The following is an 18784-nucleotide window of genomic DNA, read 5'->3' as shown; positions in this document are numbered from 1 at the left end:
ACAATCCCTATGCTTATAGATACCCTGCCCACCTAACGGTGAGTTTAATAAGACTTGAGTATTTGAATTAAATGAATCGCACACACGATAACTATTGCATTTTAGCATTGCAAGTTTTACCCGCGGCTTCTTAAGGAATAAGAATAAATGAACAAGAAAATGTATTATCTTTTGCGTACATGCCAAATTAGCGGCCTAATTATTGTGTGCGCTGTCATCCTTTATCAGATTGCCATGCTTGAAAACACCTCAAATGAGATGCGTTATCAGCAGACAGAAAAATTTTCATATTCTTTAACCAATTTAGCGGCGGCTGAAGCGACCCGTTACCTTTCGCAAAATAAAATAAAAGATCTGCAGCTGCTTATTGATGATTTAAGTAATGACCCGATTGTCCGCGATGCAACCGTTTATGATAATTTAGGGCAGATACTTTACCAGTCAAAAAACTCTCTGCCTCTGCAGGTACTGTTAAAAATTAATGATTCAGACGGCGTCAGTGCAGAAGGCGTTATTCCGTATATTGCAGAATTATATAATGAGGATAAAAAGATTGGTTATATTCGAATATCTCTTGAGCAGGAGAATATTTTAAGTTTAATTCATAACTACCAGGAAAAAGGCTTCTCGACCATGCTGTTATTATTAATCCTGTCTTTTACTGCAGGTACAATCATTATGGCGCTCTTTTTCAGAAGAGCAGAAGCGGCCTATTACCGGTTAGCAACGCTGATTCCAAGACTAATTGACAGTAATAAACCTAACGCCTGATATAAAAAAACCTTAATGCCGCCATTAAGGTTTTTTATAGTTTGCAGTCAAACTAATTTAAGCGAAATTGTTATTTACAAAATCCCAGTTAACTAATGCCCAGAATCCGTTTAAATAATTAGGACGAACATTACGATAATCGATGTAATAGGCGTGTTCCCATAAATCAACCGTTAGCAGTACAGTAACCGATTCATCTGTTAGCGGTGTAGCCGCGTTTGATGTGTTAACAATATCTAAAGAACCGTCTGCTTTTTTCACTAACCAGGTCCAGGAAGACCCAAAGTTATTAACGGCTTTGTCGTTCCAGGCAGCTTGGAACTCAGCAAAAGAGCCAAAATCTTTAGTAATCGCATCAGCAATTGCCCCCGATGGATCGCCGCCGGCATTCGGTGCCAGACAGTTCCAGTAAAAGGTATGGTTCCAGATTTGTGCTGCATTATTAAATAACGGCCCTTGCGTTGTTTTAATAATCTCTTCTAAAGATTTAGATGCCAGTTCAGTCCCTTCAACAAGACCGTTTAATTTCTGCACATATGTTGCGTGATGCTTTCCGTGATGAAATTCAAGTGTTTCAGCCGAAATATGAGGTTCTAATGCATTTTTAGCAAAAGGTAGAGCAGGTAGTTCAAAAGCCATGATTTTAATCCTCAATAGAATGTAATTACTTAATAACTATAAAGTAATTTATAGTCATTTGTCCGTTTAATAAAGCATTTGTGTGATTTAATTCTCGGTAAGAAATTGATCTATGTCAACGTTTATTTGTGGTATGCTGTTTTTATTAGCCCTAATATTTATAACGTTTTTTTAATGGTTAAATTTGGGTACAATCATTTAAAATACTAACTGGATTATACAATGGAAACTTTAGACAAAATCAAAAGCCAAATCAGCGAAAATGCAGTTTTACTGTACATGAAAGGCTCACCAAAACTACCTAGCTGTGGTTTTTCATCACAGGCATCACAAGCATTAATGCAGTGCGGCCACCCTTTTGCATATGTTGATATCTTACAAAATCCGGATATCCGCGCTGAATTACCAAAATACGCTGACTGGCCTACATTCCCGCAGTTATGGGTTGACGGAGAATTAATCGGCGGTTGTGACATTATTTTAGAAATGTTCCAACAGGGTGAATTAAAGCCTATCATTGAACAAGCGGCTGCAAAAGCAGAGACGGCAGCTGCAGAGTAATTTATATTCAGTCACTTATAAATATAAAAGGGATACTTCGGTATCCCTTTTTTAATTTCTATTGTATAACCAAATCATTTCTAAACAGGCCAGCCGCCCAAAGCTTTCCATTTGTTAACCATATAAAAGAAAAGCTCTGCTGTCACTTCAGTATCGTATAAAGCGGAATGGGCTTCATTATTATCATAGGGTATTTTTGCCTGCTCACAGGCTTTAGCAAGCACTGTCTGCCCTAACGTTAATCCAGCCATACAGGCAGTATCAAAACTCGCAAAAGGATGGAACGGCACTCGTTTTAAATTACAGCGCTGTGTAGCCTGATTAATAAATCCCTGGTCAAACGCCGCATTATGCGCCACCAGAATAGAGCGGTTACAGCCGTTGTTTTTCTGGTGCTTACGGACACATTTAAAGATTTCTGTTAATGCTTCACGTTCGTCAACAGCCCCGCGTAACGGGTTAAAAGGATCAATACCTGTAAATGCCAGTGCTTTTGGATCTAAATTAGCACCTTCAAAAGGCAGTACGTGAAAATGAATCTTCTCAGCACAATACAAATACCCCTGCTCATCCATTGCCGGCATGATAGCGGCTATTTCCAGCATCGCGTCTGTTTGAGAATTCAGGCCGGAAGTTTCAATATCAATAATAACAGGGTAATAACCACGAAAACGCGCAGCCAGTAAATATTCCATAGTTTACTCTAAGGTCAAAATAAGAATGGCGATTATACCCAAGCCAACTGTAAATGCGAGCTCTGCAGTAAGTTCAGAAAACAGATAAAACAGTTGAATTTAAACTAAAGATTATTTAACTGCGGCCGATATCAGATAGGACGCCTTAATTTAACGAGCTGAATTATGAAAAAAATAATCCTAACTGCACTGATGTTCTGTCTCAATAATGCTTATGCACTGAATAAAAGCTACCAGGCTAATATGGATAACTCATTATGGTATATATCCAGCTCTACGCCTATTCAGTGCACTCTCGAGCATCCTATTCCCCGCTACGGGCAAGCTCACTTTGAGGCTAAAGCCAGTAAACAGGTTAATCTGGATTTTATACTGCATAGTAAAAAAGCAATGCCGAAAACACGCATGGCTACGTTAAAGTCTGTACCTCCACAATGGCGGGCAGGAAGCCCGGCTGAAAAGATTGATACAGTCAAATTCTATCAACAGTTTGACGGTTATGTTACCCGCCAAAGTGCATGGCAGATGCTCAATGAATTAGAGTCTGGGCAGTTCCCCACTTTTTATTTCAACGACTGGTACAACAATGAGCAGATCACCAGCGTCGGTTTATCATCAATCAATTTCTTGAAGAGTTATGACGATTTTAATAACTGTATTGACCAGCTTTTACCTTATAACTTTGATGATATCGCTTACAGCATACTTAAATACAACAAAAACGGCATAAAACTGACTCCTTTTTCTAAGAAGCGTTTGAAAATGATCGGCGACTATATTAAGCATGATGAAAATATCAGCGTTATTCTTGTTTCAGGTTATTCAGACAGTTACGGTGCCCGTTACCACAATCAGGAATTATCAGAGCAGCGCGCGACTTCTGTAAAAGAGTATCTGGCACAGCTAGGCTTGAATGATGAGAAAATTAAAGTGACAGGTTTTGGTGAAAAACACCATGTAGCAGATAATCGCGATATTTTAGGACGTATGCAGAACCGCCGAGTGGTTATCTCTATTGAAAGAGAAGATATTTAGCGACAGCTCATTTATAGTTAAGGCAGTAAATCATTAGCTCTAGCGGGCCGGCAGCGATATGTTAAAAAATTCTTTCCTATTAATGTTATCCCTTTCTTTATCCGCCTGCACCACAATGCAGGTTCAGCATGCAATCAGCAGTAATAACTGGCAGGCAGTCGGTCAATATGACGGAGAAAACGGCTTAAATGAAAAAACGTTAAGCGCACTGCAGAAGTTAAGCGATAAATTTGCGAGCGGAACTGTTGATTATGAGTCCTATCAGGGAAGTTATGAAAAGGCATTAAGTCTTTATTGTCAGCCAAATAATGCTTATATATACGGTGTAAAAAGGCAACCCTACCCATACGCCTGCAACCGATACTCACACGGCTGGGCTTTTTATCAGGACTGGCTGAGCGGCAGACACTCGCAGGCGGCCTCAATATTTTAACAAAACAATGGAAGCCGATACTCATAATAAGTATCAGCTTTTATTTGTAGAAGTTATTTTTTCATTTTACTTTTTAAGTCAGCAAAAGGATTATAAGTAGCACTTGCCTGCTCATCATCACCCGCTTCAACTGTACTACCGTACAAATCTGCCTGCGTGTATTTATCATGCTCATGATCATGACAATAGATACATAACAGCTCCCAGTTACTGCCGTCAGCAGGGTTATTACTGTGATCATGATCCATATGATGAACCGTTAACTCTTTTAAATTAGAGTAAACAAATTCACGCGCACATTTACCGCATACCCACGGGAATAATTTCAACGCTTTATCGCGATAATCACTTTCTACACTTTTATAATTACTTGGTATATAGGCCATCTTGTTCTTCTTTTAGCATGACAGAAACATCTATTTTAACTTGAACAAGATACACAGTGAAGCCGCAAACACTAAAATAGTGCCACAAGCATAACAATCCCTGTTAAAATGCCGGATTCTTTAATAAATGAGTAATTTCAAATATGGCGATTCAATGGTTTCCCGGGCATATGCACAAGGCACACAAAGAGATTAAAGAGGTCTTACCACAGGTTGATATCATTATCGAAGTGGTAGATGCGCGTATCCCTTACAGCAGTGAAAACCCACTCATTGCTTCAATCCGAGAAAAAACGCCTTGTATTAAAGTGTTAAATAAATCTGACCTTGCCGATCCTGAGATCACAGAGAAGTGGATCACTTACATGGAGCAAGAAGAAGGTATTAAAGCACTTGCAATCACAACCAGTAAGATAGAACAAGTACACCAAATCACTAAACTTTGTGAGCAGATGTTACCTAATCGTTTGAGCCAAGACAAACAGATCCGCGCGATGATCATGGGCATTCCTAATGTGGGTAAGTCCACTATTATCAATATCTTAGCGGACCGTATTATTGCTAAAACAGGTAACGAACCGGCGGTAACCAAAAACCAGCAGCGAATCCGTTTACCAAGCGGCATTATGCTTACGGATACTCCCGGATTTTTATGGCCGAAAATTGAAAACGTCAACTCAGGTTACCGCCTTGCCGTCACCGGAGCAATAAAAGATACCGCCATCGAATATGAAGATATCGCCTATTACGCAGCCGAATACCTTTTAGAAAATTACCCGGCACGCTTAAAAGAGCGTTATGAGCTGGAGACGCTGCCGCAGAGCGATCATGAGTTAATGGAAGCAATTGCCCTGCGCCGCGGCTGTTTACGAGCTGGCGGACACTTTGATATCTATAAGGTCTCAACAATTTTATTAAATGAACTGCGCTCAGGCGCACTTGGCTCGTTGAGCGTAGAAACACCTGAAATGGCAGCTGTAGAAAAAGTCGAGGTTGCCAGAATTATGGCAGAGCAGGCAGAGAATAAAGTTGAAAAGAAAAAATCAAGAAAGCGTAAACATAAACGCAGATAGTATTTACAAAAAAAACGGTGCACGAGAATTAATAAACCTCGCGCACCGAATGGGTAACTTTTAAGGTGGTTAATGTAATCTGAGAACACCACCGCTAATAACTGAAATAAAAAAAACGATGCGCGAGCGCTTATAAACTATCGCGCACCGAATGGGTAACTTTTAAGGTGGTTAATGTAATCTGAGAACACCACCGCTAATAACTGAAATAAAAAAAACGATGCGCGAGCGCTTATAAACTATCGCGCATCGAATGGGTAACTTTTATGGCGGTGAATATAAACTGGCAACACCACCGCTGCTAATAAAAAAAACGATGCGCGAGCGATTTAAAAAACTCTCACGCACCGAATGGGTAACTTTAGACGAGATCCGTCATTTGTGAACCGCCTGTTATTTTAATATCCTCATAGGCAAAACGAATTTCTCGACTGCGTCGCTCAATCGCCTGCGGCAAATTGAATGACTTAGGTAGAATACTAACAACCTGCTTTCTGAAACGATAAACCTGAATATTAATATGACTTTCATTCTGTCCAAGCATCTTGCTTAACTCTTCTTTATCTATCCAGCCCTGTTCAGTTTCGCTGACTCCAGTTTCCATATCATGAATACGTTTACGAGCCAGAAGCTGCAGTAAATAATGATGATTGCGCTGTCCTAAATCATACTCATGATCGTCCATTCTCAATTTGAAAGAAACATGTTCTTCGTTCTGGCTGACATCAAAGTAAATGCCAATCTGCGGTGACGTTGACAGTTCGCTTGACTCAATAAATACGGTTTCTTCACTGGCGCGGGCTTCAATAAAACGCCATGTCTGATCATGACAGCCGACCAGATCTCCCGTTTTTAATATAGAAATACCCGATTGACTTTCACAAACCCAGTGACCGTTCGGAGACTGATACATGGTAATTTCCGGTGATTCTTCACTCGGCAGTACCGCTAAATGATCTAATTCAATGGTGCCTAAACCAGCAGTAACCGGGACTAACAAACTTTTCGGTGGAGCAGCATCAAGCATCTTCCAGGTATCACCAAACAGACTGGCAAAATGGATTTGATCACCTTTATGCAGACGCTGTTTAGTACCACGAACAACCGCGTGACCGTTTATATAAGTACCGTTGCTGCTGGAATCCTGAAGCAGCCACTCTTCACCATCCCAGAAAATAGTCGCATGCATGCGTGATGCATCGGGGTTGATTAGTATTGTGTGTGATGTACTAGGGTGGCGTCCAAAAACATGCTGGATCAATAAAATAACTTGTTCCCCAGTATCGGTATTTATAATCTTTGTCATAACTGCTTGGTCTCCAAATTCCTTTAAGTAGAGTCTAAAGAGATAATAATAAAAGTCCATTACACTCTATTACACTCAAATGCCGAATTTGTGCTTAATTTTTCACCAATTAACGTTTTTTACTATAAAACTACGCACTGCAGGCTGCTAGTTTGAAATGAGATCTGCTTTTAGCGCGAAATAGATCGTGATCTGCCCGCTCAAATAACGTATCCAGATTATCATTTTTCTCAAAGTTGGCACTACCGATATTGCATGAAATATTAAATTCCAACAACAAAGGACTTTCTGATATTGCCTGTTGAATACGCTCGATAATCTGAGGAACCGAAGCTATTACTGCATCGTTTAATATGATAGTAAATTGATCTCCGCCATAACGAAATACCTGATCTCTATAGCGAATATAATTAGATAAAATTTTAGCAAAACTGGTTAATACTAAATCACCAGACTGACGTCCAAATTTTTTGTTAATCCCCTCAAATCCATCTAGTTCGAGCACTAATAAGGAGAAACTTCTGCATTGTATCTGACTATTCTTAACCGAATTTTTAAACGATATCGAAAACTGATTACGATTATCAAGTCCAGTTAAATCATCTTGTAAGTTCAGGTCTTCCATATTCTGATACTCCAGTACATCATCGAAAGGCAGGTTCAGTAAAAAATTTAACACTCTGGAACTGCTTTCAAGTTTTAGCAAACTCCTTGATCGTCACCTTACCTTTTCAAACCTTAATTAAAACGTTGAACTAGTAAGGAAACTGTTACCAAATAGATTAGCTGTAAGAGGTGATAAAAACTATTACACCTTATTACACGCGGATTTTGACTGAATAACAGAAATTTAGTTTTGCTGATAATATGGCAGCGACGATACTCATTTATTAGTATTATGCCTACCGGGCTGTGAGCAAGTTTTTCTAGAATCAAACAGTTGTATTAAGTTATATAAAAATGTTATGACGTTGCAATGACAAATCTATTACAAACAAATTTCCAGCCTGTTAATTTCAGCCCGGCAGCTGAAACAAACAGGTGTAATTACATGTAATAAATTACAAACACTTGTATTCTAAATGGTTACAGATTTACAAAGTTAACCCAAATCGTTCCTGCAGCACCATTAGACTGCTTAAATGCATAAAAACAGGATCTAAAGACGCTTGTTTGTCGGGGCTTATCGTTAATGCTTGTAAATACAAGCTTCGTACTTTGTCTTTATTGTAAAAATCAGGAAGGTAGTTCAGATCTAAAAACTGAGTTTGAAATAATGACGCTAAGGGTCCTCGACTCTTTAAACTCGCAGGCGCACTGATAAAAGCTTTTTTTTCTATCTGCGTATAATTTTGAGGCATAAATTTTCCGGCCACCTGGCGTAAAAGGCGCTTATCCACCTGCCCGTCAAACTTATAACTCAGCGGTAAACTGTGCACAAACTCCACCAGCTTATTATCCAAAAACGGCGGGCGCCCTTCTATGCCATGGGCCATTTCGGTTCTATCTGCCAGCGCGCCTAAATTATAGGTTTGAAAAACTGACTGATAATGGAGTTTTTGTGAAAGCTCAATTGGATGCTCGGTAACAGTACGTTCAAATTTACTAAAAGAAGCAAATGATGATCTAATCAGATGTTCATTATTTCGTAAGCTTGTTAATAACAAACCATTTGGCGTTGCATGTACGGCCTGAGTAGGCATGAGACCAAGCTTATTCTGCACCTGTAATAAATGAGGCTGCCAGCTCGATGGAAATTTCTCCACATCAACATAAGACTGAGTCAGATCCTGACGGAAAAAACCATAACCGAGAAGAGACTCATCAGCCCCTTCTCCGGTTAATACTGTTTTATGCCCTGCCTGTGATAATACTTTACTAAGGTGAAATTTTGCCGCGACATTAATATTCGGTATCGGCATTTCACTGTGCACGACCGCACTACAGAAGTTATCAGCAAGTATCTGGTCGGTCACTGTTATTGTCTCATGAGTTACACCAATTTCCCGGGCGAACTGCGAGGCCAGTTTACTTTCATCAAAGATCTGATTTTCAAAACCTATACTGTAGGAGTGTATAGAGCCGCTTAAACGAGCCGCCATCGCAGTAACCGCAGAAGAGTCGATACCGCTGCTTAAATAAGTGTGGTTACTGCATTTTTTTATTAAACGTTTATCAATCGCGTTAAATAATAAATCTTCAAATTCAGTGCACGCCGAAGAAAATGAAATCGGCTGCGCTTCGAATAATGACGGATTAAGCGGTGATTTAGTGATATAAGGTAAACATTCAACACCACGGTTTGAAACCTTAAGGATATGACCGGGCGGAATTGCGTACACCCCCTCAACAAAAGTCTCGAGCGCATCATGAATAAAGTACTCTGTACCCGACAGGTAGTTTTTATTCCACTTAGCTTCTACGCCATATTCTAAAAGTGCCTTAATTTCCGAAGCGGCCAGCAGCTGACCGTTAGAAAAACTGTAAAATAATGGTTTAATACCAAAGCGGTCTCGTCCTAAATAGGAGCACCCGGCCTTTTTATCATGCACCACAAAAGCAAACTCACCGTCAAGCTCAGCCAGCCCGGCAGGGCCTTTAAGCATAAATTGATGCAGTAAAAACTCACTGTCACTTTCAGTAGTGAAAGTAATGCCCTGTTTTTCAATATCTGTGCGGTTATTATATATCTCACCATTAACAGCAATCACTATACTGCCGTCACTACTGTGCATCGGCTGTGAAGCATCGCTGCTGCCGTTTATTTCTAAACGAGTGTGGCCGATGGCCAGATTTTTACTCTCTGAAAACCACAAACCATCATTATCCGGACCGCGGTGCTTAAGCGACAATAACGCCCTGCTGAATTTTTCACAGTTACATCGATTCAACTCAGAATGATAAAAAATAATACCGCACATATATATACCCATGATACTTCAAGATGCAAAGTCAGCAAGACAAACTGTGCCGATATGCTAGGCATGAAATTGAAGTATAGTTATTCTACATAGAGATTTTATAACAACGCAAATTGGTGCAGTTTGCCTTGCCCTACGGGGCGCCAGCTCGAAAACCAGTCCTGTGTTGCAATCGAAAAGGGATTACCATTCAAGGTGTAAATGCTTGCATTTACACCTGCCGATAGAGGATTAACGGAGTTAATCGCTCGAAAGGCCTCATGTTACTCCTTGCTCTGGTATTCGAGCTAGTGCCTGACAAAGCATCTTGAAGTAACATGGGTATAATTACCCGCTAAATATACAAAGCTTGCTGATTAATCGTATCTTCAGTATTGGCACTTTCTAACCAGCCTAAATCAACCGGCGCCTGATATAAGCGCGGGTTAGCCAGCTGCGGCCAGATATGACAGAGCCCGGGCACAAATACTTTAGCTGCTTTAATCGGTAACGGCTCACGGGAATAATTAAGTACTAAGGTTTCTAAATCCAGCTCTTTTAATTTATTAACAATATTTTCAATATCCGTTTTTATATTACCGCTAGCGTTAAAATCGTCACCTTCTACTGCCGGGAAATTTCCCGGAAATAGAAACGGATGTTCAACAACAGCATTAAAATCAAAAGGCGCACCGTTCTGATCACGAATCGGAATAAGCTGACATAACTCAGTCAGTGCACGCTGTGCAGCCAGCTCACTTTGTAAATGGCAGCCAAAACCAAAACTTAAGCCTTGAGTTTGTTTATTACGTCCAACAGCCACCATCACCGGGACTTCAATATCATGGGTTAAATCCAGTACCCAAAAATCATGCTCCTTTGATAAGGTCGCATCCAATAAACTAAAATGCTCCGGGTCAATAAGCGCCATATTAAACTCAGGTCTCGGGGTGCGGTTATACCACCAGATAGCGACAGCATCACGTTCAATCAATTCAAACAGCGCCTGCAGGACTGCTTCCTCTAACGTATTTCCAGCAGCACAGCCGTTCGAATGCCAGCGCGCGAACTGATCATCTTTAAAGGGAATATTAGCCAGACAATGGGTCAACGGCAGGTAAACCTGCTGCTGTTCACTAAGAGACCAGGTCGGCAGCCAGTGCACTGCCTGATCCTGATAAGGTATGGCGGCCTGCTTTAATAATGAGTCACTATGATTCTGGTCAGTAAAATTCTTATATTGCTTCTGACTGTAGGGAACCAGCTGCTGAAAATCATAATTACGTTTATCAAGCTTAGATTTTACAGAAAGATGCAGCGGTTCATCTCCCTGATAATGTGAAGAATAACGCTCAATGGCTTCACACAAAGCACTAGCTTGCGACTGCATATGAGAAACACCTTTACCCATGCAGCTGTGTACAAAACTGCTTTGATCTAATTTCCATGAATCTTTAAGCGCAGGTGTTTTAAAAAATGCTGTGGAATATATTTTTACCGGGTCATTTTTACACTCTTTTAAAACCTGAATATGGGTGATCAGGCCGGTGACCGGGCTGATAAAAGGTTTAATACTTGCTACCGTCTGTTCAGGAGCAACCGCACGGGAGCCGCCGTCAATATTGAAATTAACCGGGCAGTTCTGCAGTTTAACGGCTGAGTTAACCTGCTCAGAAAAAGCCTGTTGATGATTATCAGCTAAGCAGACAGGGTGATATTCCACCCGCTGTGCTGCCGGCGAAATAATTACAATCTGATCCTGCCGGCCGTTTAGCTGCTTACTTAATTCATTAGTAATGTGCAGCAGCTGGGCATCAGACAGTCTATCTTGTTCGCAATAGGGAATGCACAGGCTCTGCTCAGGAAACAGCGACTCTGCTAAAGTCAGCGTCGGATTATTATGCTTCAGACGTGACTGCAGCGCAGTTAAATATTCAGCAGCATTCACTGCGGATAAAAGCGGTCCTAACCAGATCTTCTCACCGCAGACTTTAATTAAGCAAATATGTTCACATTCAGGTAACTGGTTAATAATTTCCGGATTAAGGAAGCTGTCAGTCAGTATAAAACACAATGATGAATTAAATTTTTCCGGCAGATTCAATTGAGCAGTCAAAGTCGCCCACGGCTCCAAACTCTCACTGCTTAACGCGCAAAGATTTAACAGCGAGTAACTTTTTTCTTGAGCAATAAGAGTGCTGTTATTGGTGTAATAATTAATATAAGCGGCAGATTGTGCATAGTTTTTATCGACAAGCAGCTGTTGTTTTTTAAAGTTGTCTATCTGATAGAGAAAATCCGCAGTTTCATGCATAGCTAAGGGTGTTTCTGCGATAATTTCATCAACGGTTTTTACACCGTCGAACTTACTGAACAGTGCGAAGTTTGTATGAGGCAGAGAAAAACTATCGGACTCACTAATTAATAAAAGATCCAGGTTATCTAAACAATACACATTAAATTTAGGATGCCAGCTTAAAATTTCGTTCACATTAATACCTATCTATATATTTTGATTTTTTATTTATCAACTGTGTTTAAACTACTATTTACTGTTCAACGGACAAAAACAACCGCCAGCACAATAAAGTTTTAAACAATGAGACTTATACCCGTTATCATTCAAGATGCAAAAAATCAGCAAGTCGTGAGGTGAACAGGCTCTAGCCGTGAAAGTGAAGGTCTAACGGGTATGTATCAGCAGCCCGTTGCCTTGTGTTTGAATTTACACATAAAAACAGCTAAAACGTAAAATCCGTTACTATCCGCATATTTCCTGTTCAGCGGCTTGAATGGCTGATATTGCTATGTTAACGTCAAACAAATCTTAACTTATTAAGCAGGTCAAATTTGAAATATCAAGCTTACTCTCAAATCTCTTTCAAAAAAACACCCTATTATCTGAATATGTCAGAAACGCTGCGCAACGAGTTTGATGTATTAACTAAGGTATTGCCGTTTAAAATAAATAACTATGTAGCGGAGCATTTAATTAACTGGGAAAACCTGCCTGACGATCCCATATACCAGCTTATATTTCCACGTAAAGATATGATAAGTGCATTTGATTTTAAAACATTATCAGGAATGATTAAGGACGGTGCAAGTGCATTAGAGATGGATATGGTATCCAACATGGTTCAGCAGAAAATCTGGCCTGCAGTTGCTCTTGATGAAGATAGAATCCCTAAATGTAACGGTGATATTATTCCTGGTCTCTACCATACTTTTCCAACCAACCTGTACCTTTTCCCGGCACCGGCAGTAAAAACATGCCATGCAGTGTGCAATTATTGTTTCAGATGGATCCATCATACCCGCGGCAAATTTCTTCCAGAAACCAGTTATTCAGATCCGGCAACACCGATTGCTTTTCTGCGCGATAATCCGCACATTAAAGATATCTTTATGACCGGTGCAGACCCGCTGGTTATGACCACTTCACAAGTCAAAAAATTTACTGATCCGCTGATTAATGTAGAAAGCCTGGACGTGATCCGCTTTATCACCAAATCGCTTACTTACTGGCCTTTCCGTTTTACCACGGATAAAGATGCGGATGAGCTGCTTGATTATTTTAGATATCTGAAAACACAAGGCAAACATGTCGCTATCATGGCACATATAACCCATGTTAATGAACTGCAGACCGATGTGGTAAAAGAAGCTATCAGACGAATCCAGGAAACCGGTGCCGTTATTCGCTGTCAGGCTCCGATAGTGAAAAACATTAATGACAGCGCACAGGACTGGACTGAGTTATGGGATACGCAGGTACAGTTAGGCATGTTTCCCTACCACATGTTTGTAGAGGCAGACACAGATCCTAACGGCTGTTTCCAGATTCCACTTGCAAAAACTGTTGCAGTATTTCAGGAGGCGCGAAAAAAAGCGACCAGTATTGCCCGTGCAGTTAGAGGGCCGACATTTATGAATAACAACATGCGTGTTGAGATTTTATCCATAGAAGAGATAAACAATGAAAAGTTCTTTGTGCTGAAATGCCTACAAGCATTAGATGATAAACATGAAGGAAAAATCAGGCTTTATCCTTTTGATCCGGAAATAACTCAAATTGAAAATTTAAGATCTGTTTTTGAATAAAATAAAGGGACAAAAGTCCCTTTATTTTCTAAACAGTCAACGAGTTAAACGCATGTGAACGGGTATGTTCTGCCCGTTGCCTGATAGTCAGCTAACGCAACGGCTCTTTTTTCTAAATCAGGAGTCGGCGGCAGAATCATTGTAACTTCAGATGCTAATTCGTCTTTAAACTGCATCCAGCCGTTACAGCCTTTTTCATCCTGGTACTGACAGTCACCGGCATAACTTTCGACTTTTAGTTTGGTACCCTGCGGCATTGTATATCCGAAATCTTTTAACGCAGCGGCCGCATCAGTCAACAGCAGATCACGAAACCCAGGACTTTCCCATGCTTTCGCTACAGCCCTTGCCCAGGCATACTTCCACTCTTCATCGGCCTTAAGGCCCATGATAGTGTTCTCATCTCCGACCTGACTAATTTGCATTATTTCTGGCATTTCTATCTCCTTCCTGTGGTTGTGAAATAATCCAGTTTTGCTCTATTTGACAGGTTTACCGATATTCAGCTAATAATAAACTAGCTTCCTGATAAACTTTTGTCGCAAAACCTTCGCTAAATTTATTCAATAACGGCTTTAGTAAGCCCGAAATTTTATCGGTTTTATTTTCTAACTTGTATAAGTTACAAAGATCCAGACAGGCATCTAACTCTAATGCGATAGAACTTTGTTTTTTAGCTGTATTAATCGACATTTCTAGTGCATTAACAGCTTCATATATTCCATGGGACTTAGATGCGAAGTAACCTTGGGCTTGTAAACGATACAGAGTAGATAAAGCCAGCGTTTCTCCGGTTTTATTACACCATTGAATACTCTCACCTAATATCTGCAGAGCACCGTCAGCATCCCCCAGTTTTATCTTGGTTTCCCCCAGCATGGCCTCGTAAAGGGTCATAGCGTATAACTCTTTTGTCTGACGTCTCTGGGAAATAAGCTGCTCTGTATTCTCTGTACTTTGATTTGCCCATTCTTCTAAACATTTCAAAAACAGCATAGAGAAAGCCATATCGGGGTGTTTTTTGCACAAAATTTCATTCTCATTGCAGGTTTCAATTACAAAATCAGGATCTCTTCTAAAATATGCCACTAAACCAAGGTATATGTTAGCCATTCCTTCGGAAGCGAAATGACCAAGTTGAACCGCTCTTTGATGTGCTTTTTTCGCGCTGACAACAGCTTGATCGGCATAACCTAGTTTCCACAAGGACAATGCAAGCGTCATTCTGCATAATGATTCCGGCTCTAACGAATACTTAACAGCTAACCCCTGATGTTTTTCGGGATCGTACATAGCAATGGCTCTTTCCAAGACATCTTTAGCTTTCAGGTAGTTACCTTCCATGTAATAACACTGTCCGAGGTTGCTGCGGATGGCAATTTCAAACTCAATATCTCCCATACTTACAGCTTGATCGAGCAGCTCTTCAGCGAGTAAGCGGGCCTTAGTCCGCATCGATCTGAGGTTATAAAAACCCACTAATGCAAATTTACTTCTTCTTTCCAGCTCAATCTGGGCTTCAGATAACGAACCTGATGAGACATCTTTTAAGTTTTTAAGCGCGAACTCACAGCGCTTTATTTCATCACCAACTTTAGCCGATCCCATTCCCTCTGCCGTCATAATCGCAGGGAGACTTACTGCTAACAAATTCAGTGAGACCTCAAATTTTGCGGCACTGTCTGCCCGCTTCTCATTCCATATAATCGCTTTTCGAGCGATTTCAAATGCACTTTGACTAAGAGACTTAGCTAATGCATTCTGCGATTCGGATAAGCCTAATGCAGCCGCTTCACGGTTACGGTGCGCATTTGCTAAATGTCCAGCCAGCACCATAGGTGCAGCTGACTGCCGCGTTATCATGGCATCCGCAACACGGCCGTGAACTTGTACTAATGCAGCAGGGATAATTGAGTCATAAGCAGCATCTCTTACCAAGGCATGCTTAAAGATATAACTGTCACCTGCAACTTTTCGCTGCAGATAGATCAATTCAGCTTCAATTAATTCAACTAAATCAGTCTGCAGCTGAGCTTCGCTTCTATTTGAGGAAGCAGCCAGCAGTGCATAATCAAACTCACGACCAATGGCAGCTCCCAGCTGTGCTGTTTCTTTGGCATGTACCAATGCATCAAGTTTCTGCTGCAGTGAGTCTCGTAGGCTGTTAGGTACTTCGTGGATTTTATCGGCATGAACAAAGTCAGTAATCCCATTTAAATGCTGTACTAGATTCTTTTGTTTGAGCATGTTTACCAGTTCTTCGATAAACAGCGGAATACCGTCAGCACGACTGACCACAACATCTAATAAATTTGCCGATATGTTTTTCTTATCGAACAGAATACGAACAAACTCACGGGTTTTTGCTCTGCCTAATTTAACTAACTCAACTGTATTGAACCCGGCATCAGCTAATGAACCAGGCAGCGGCTGACGCGATGTACTAATAAACACGTCATTAGAATTGTTGAATGTATTATCGGCACTTAAAAAAGCGATAAACTCAACACTGGTAGGATCTGCCCAGTGCATATCTTCAAAAAGAAACAAACTCGACTGCGAAGTCGTACGTGAGTCCTGGCTGACTAATAAAGTGCTTAAACTTGCAAATAACACCTGTTTCTGCTGCTCCGGACTGAGCGCCGAAATGCCGATGTCTTCAGGTAGAGGCAGGCCTAACCAGGAACAGAGTACGGGTAAGCTCTGCTGCTCAGTCAGCGGCTCAGATATATTTATCAGGTTACGCAGTTTATGTACTGTAGTTTCTGGTGTCAGCGCTTCTAATGAATACTTATATTTAAGCATATTCAAAATAGGGTACAGGCCGTTATTAATATGTTCCGGCAGACACTGCGCCACATAATGAAACATATGTGAGGCGCTGTTTCGCAGCTCAGAAATCAAACGGGATTTACCGATCCCCGCTTCACCACAAATATGTGCAAGTTTACTCTGGTTATTGTCTTGTGCCTCTCTATTATTGAGCAGCACTTTTAAACGGCTAAGTTCCTCATCTCGCCCGATAAATACATGATTGTTCTGCGTGCTTCGTAAAAAACCAAAAGCCTCTACAGTACGCTCTGCGACTAATTTGCAAATAGGTGTTTCGGTGCGCTTGATCCCCAGCTCATGACTTTGAGCAGGTTCAAATTCAATGTGGCTTTCAAGTATTTTTCGACTTGCATCAGAGCAAAGCACCTGTTCAGATCCCGCCAGACGAGAAAGCTGCATCGCAATATTAGGCGTATTACCTTCAGGTACCGTATCAGCATAACAGGTGACTAAACCGGTATGGATACCGATGCGAAGCTCCAGCTCAATACCATGCGTCGCTTTAAGCTGTGTATTACGTTTACGTAAACTGCTGATGATATCCAGTGCACTGCGCGCACATAAACGGCTGTCATTATCACTTACGACAGGATAACCAAAGTAAAATAGCTGTGTGTCCCCCAGCGTACCTGCATGGTAACCGCCATAACGGACAGCCGTATCCAGACACTGGTTTTTTTGGTCGCGGTGCAGTGCATCAACCACTTCATAATCAACATCTTGATCAGCCGCTGAGTACGCACTTAAATTAATACTCAGTGCAGTTACCTGTTTACGCTCGACCAGCGAAGTAAAACTAAGCGGCTGTTCATGAATAATAGTTTCATCAAAATCTGCACGTATCACCGTCGTATGGTGCTCAGCAGCCTTCTCCTTTGGAGCTGCCATATCCCCCACCAGGTTGGAAAAATTAATCTGGGTAAGCTCTTGATATAACTCTGAGGCATTAACTGCGCGCTCATGTGCTTTTTTCTGTAAGACCCGGCGAAGGAGCGCCGCAATCGGGTGCCCGACAATGGCGGCAGGAAGAGGTACATTTTCCTGACTAAGCTGTTTGTGAAATACCGACGCAAGATTAGATCCCGACATTGCCGGCTGTCCGGTCAGGCATTCAATGAAAACTAAGCCCCACACATACAAATCAGTTTTTACTGTCGGCGGTTCGCCTCTGAGCTGCTCGGGCGAACTGTAAGAAGGTGTCCCTAAGGTTTCCTGGGTTAGGGTAATACTTTTATAATCCTGTAACCGCGCTTCGTCGACTAAGGTACCAATACCAAAATCTAATACTTTAACGTGTGTTTTGGCCCCTGTCTTACTAAGAATAATATTGGCCGGTTTAATATCTCGATGAATAACCCCCTGCTCATGAGCATGGGATAATGCATCTAAAACCTGGCGCATAATTTCAGCCGTATCACTAGGCAGCAGGGTGCCGCATTCAACTAATGTTTGTTTTAAGGTTTTACCTTCTACAAACTCAAATACCGCATAAAGCAGATCAGCACAATTACCTTTATCTAATAAACGTACTATATTGGGGTGCTGCAGACGTCCGCCAAGTAATGTTTCCCGTTCAAAACGATCGATATAACGTGTTCTTTTAGCCTGGTCAAATTCGCTGCCGATTGATAAGAACTTAATGGCAACAATCTGCCCGGTATTAATCTGTCTGGCACGATAAACTAGGCCAAAGCCGCCTTCACCTATTTTTTCGAGTAGTTCATATGCAGAAGAGTCAAACTTCTCGGAGGTTTTATCGCTAAAAACTGCTTTTATAGTCATATTACCTTCATTATTTTGTGAGCATGTCGGTATAAAATCAAATGAAAAGGATGGGACAGTAATTGACTTTTTTCAATATACCAATGTTCATAAACACTACCCGCAATGCGTTTCTGATCTAACTTTTGATATTATAATAGCAGCTTAACGAGAACTTGCTACCGCAGGTTTAATTAATAATTTATTCAAGTTATTAAAATGGTGAAAATTTTCACAGAGAAACTATCTCCCTGAAAAATAACAACAAAGAAAAACATCGAAAAATTT

Annotated in this window: 15 protein-coding genes; 6 read left to right on the top strand and 9 right to left on the bottom strand. The window is 40.9% G+C overall.

From position 1 onward, the window contains the following. Window positions 1-147: 147 nt before the first annotated feature. A complete protein-coding gene (locus tag G327_RS0113050; protein WP_019615229.1) occupies window positions 148-771 on the top strand; it encodes an AhpA/YtjB family protein in 624 nt (207 codons plus the stop codon). A 57-nt stretch (window positions 772-828) separates the two neighbouring features. On the opposite strand, the gene G327_RS0113045 is transcribed toward G327_RS0113050, so the two are convergent. Further along, the gene (locus G327_RS0113045; RefSeq protein ID WP_019615228.1) at window positions 829-1410 is read right to left on the bottom strand and encodes a Fe-Mn family superoxide dismutase; all 582 of its coding nucleotides are present in this window, start codon (window positions 1408-1410) and stop codon (window positions 829-831) included. A 222-nt stretch (window positions 1411-1632) separates the two neighbouring features. On the opposite strand from G327_RS0113045, the gene grxD reads away from it, so the two are divergent. Then, window positions 1633-1971, top strand: a complete 339-nt coding sequence (grxD, locus tag G327_RS0113040) for a Grx4 family monothiol glutaredoxin (RefSeq protein WP_019615227.1) — start codon at window positions 1633-1635, stop codon at window positions 1969-1971. 80 nt (window positions 1972-2051) lie between these two features. Here grxD and rnt read toward each other — a convergent pair whose 3' ends face one another. Next, a complete protein-coding gene (rnt, locus tag G327_RS0113035) occupies window positions 2052-2666 on the bottom strand; it encodes a ribonuclease T (RefSeq protein ID WP_019615226.1) in 615 nt (204 codons plus the stop codon). Window positions 2667-2831: 165 nt separating this feature from the next. Between rnt and G327_RS0113030 the strand changes: the two genes are divergently transcribed. Both G327_RS0113030 and G327_RS26100 read left to right on the top strand, forming a co-directional pair. Next, window positions 2832-3701 carry a flagellar protein MotY gene (locus G327_RS0113030; protein ID WP_019615225.1) on the top strand — a complete coding sequence of 290 codons (870 nt, stop codon included), beginning with the start codon at window positions 2832-2834 and terminating at the stop codon, window positions 3699-3701. A gap of 58 nt (window positions 3702-3759) precedes the next feature. Then, window positions 3760-4134, top strand: coding sequence for a DUF2799 domain-containing protein (locus tag G327_RS26100; RefSeq protein ID WP_019615224.1), 375 nt, complete (start codon window positions 3760-3762; stop codon window positions 4132-4134). A gap of 53 nt (window positions 4135-4187) precedes the next feature. Here G327_RS26100 and G327_RS0113020 read toward each other — a convergent pair whose 3' ends face one another. Beyond that, window positions 4188-4520, bottom strand: a complete 333-nt coding sequence (locus G327_RS0113020; RefSeq protein WP_019615223.1) for a YajD family HNH nuclease — start codon at window positions 4518-4520, stop codon at window positions 4188-4190. A gap of 143 nt (window positions 4521-4663) precedes the next feature. Between G327_RS0113020 and ylqF the strand changes: the two genes are divergently transcribed. Beyond that, a complete protein-coding gene (gene ylqF / locus G327_RS0113015; RefSeq protein WP_019615222.1) occupies window positions 4664-5593 on the top strand; it encodes a ribosome biogenesis GTPase YlqF in 930 nt (309 codons plus the stop codon). Window positions 5594-5954: 361 nt separating this feature from the next. On the opposite strand, the gene G327_RS0113010 is transcribed toward ylqF, so the two are convergent. The 4 genes from G327_RS0113010 to G327_RS26095 form a co-directional block, all read right to left on the bottom strand. Beyond that, window positions 5955-6899: an FHA domain-containing protein gene (locus tag G327_RS0113010; protein WP_019615221.1), complete on the bottom strand. Its 945-nt coding sequence runs from the start codon at window positions 6897-6899 to the stop codon at window positions 5955-5957. A gap of 130 nt (window positions 6900-7029) precedes the next feature. Then, window positions 7030-7578: a GGDEF domain-containing protein gene (locus G327_RS24675; protein WP_019615220.1), complete on the bottom strand. Its 549-nt coding sequence runs from the start codon at window positions 7576-7578 to the stop codon at window positions 7030-7032. Window positions 7579-7993: 415 nt separating this feature from the next. Continuing rightward, the gene (gene asnB / locus G327_RS0113000) at window positions 7994-9820 is read right to left on the bottom strand and encodes an asparagine synthase (glutamine-hydrolyzing) (RefSeq protein WP_019615219.1); all 1827 of its coding nucleotides are present in this window, start codon (window positions 9818-9820) and stop codon (window positions 7994-7996) included. A 334-nt stretch (window positions 9821-10154) separates the two neighbouring features. After that, entirely contained in the window at window positions 10155-12290 is a 2136-nt protein-coding gene (locus G327_RS26095; protein ID WP_019615218.1) for a YcaO-like family protein, read from the bottom strand. A gap of 359 nt (window positions 12291-12649) precedes the next feature. On the opposite strand from G327_RS26095, the gene G327_RS24665 reads away from it, so the two are divergent. Further along, window positions 12650-13903, top strand: coding sequence for a hypothetical protein (locus tag G327_RS24665; protein ID WP_019615217.1), 1254 nt, complete (start codon window positions 12650-12652; stop codon window positions 13901-13903). A gap of 44 nt (window positions 13904-13947) precedes the next feature. Here G327_RS24665 and G327_RS0112985 read toward each other — a convergent pair whose 3' ends face one another. Beyond that, complete coding sequence (locus G327_RS0112985; RefSeq protein WP_019615216.1) at window positions 13948-14340, bottom strand: BMA_0021/BMA_0022 family TOMM bacteriocin; 393 nt, start codon at window positions 14338-14340, stop codon at window positions 13948-13950. Between the two features lie 55 nt (window positions 14341-14395). Continuing rightward, window positions 14396-18517 carry a TOMM system kinase/cyclase fusion protein gene (locus G327_RS24660; protein ID WP_019615215.1) on the bottom strand — a complete coding sequence of 1374 codons (4122 nt, stop codon included), beginning with the start codon at window positions 18515-18517 and terminating at the stop codon, window positions 14396-14398. Between the last annotated feature and the right edge of the window lie 267 nt (window positions 18518-18784).

The sequence above is a fragment of the Psychromonas ossibalaenae ATCC BAA-1528 genome (assembly GCF_000381745.1).
GTDB lineage: Bacteria > Pseudomonadota > Gammaproteobacteria > Enterobacterales > Psychromonadaceae > Psychromonas > Psychromonas ossibalaenae.
The sequence above is the reverse complement of the archived record's forward strand: the minus strand, read 5'-3'. Positions and strand labels throughout refer to the sequence as shown.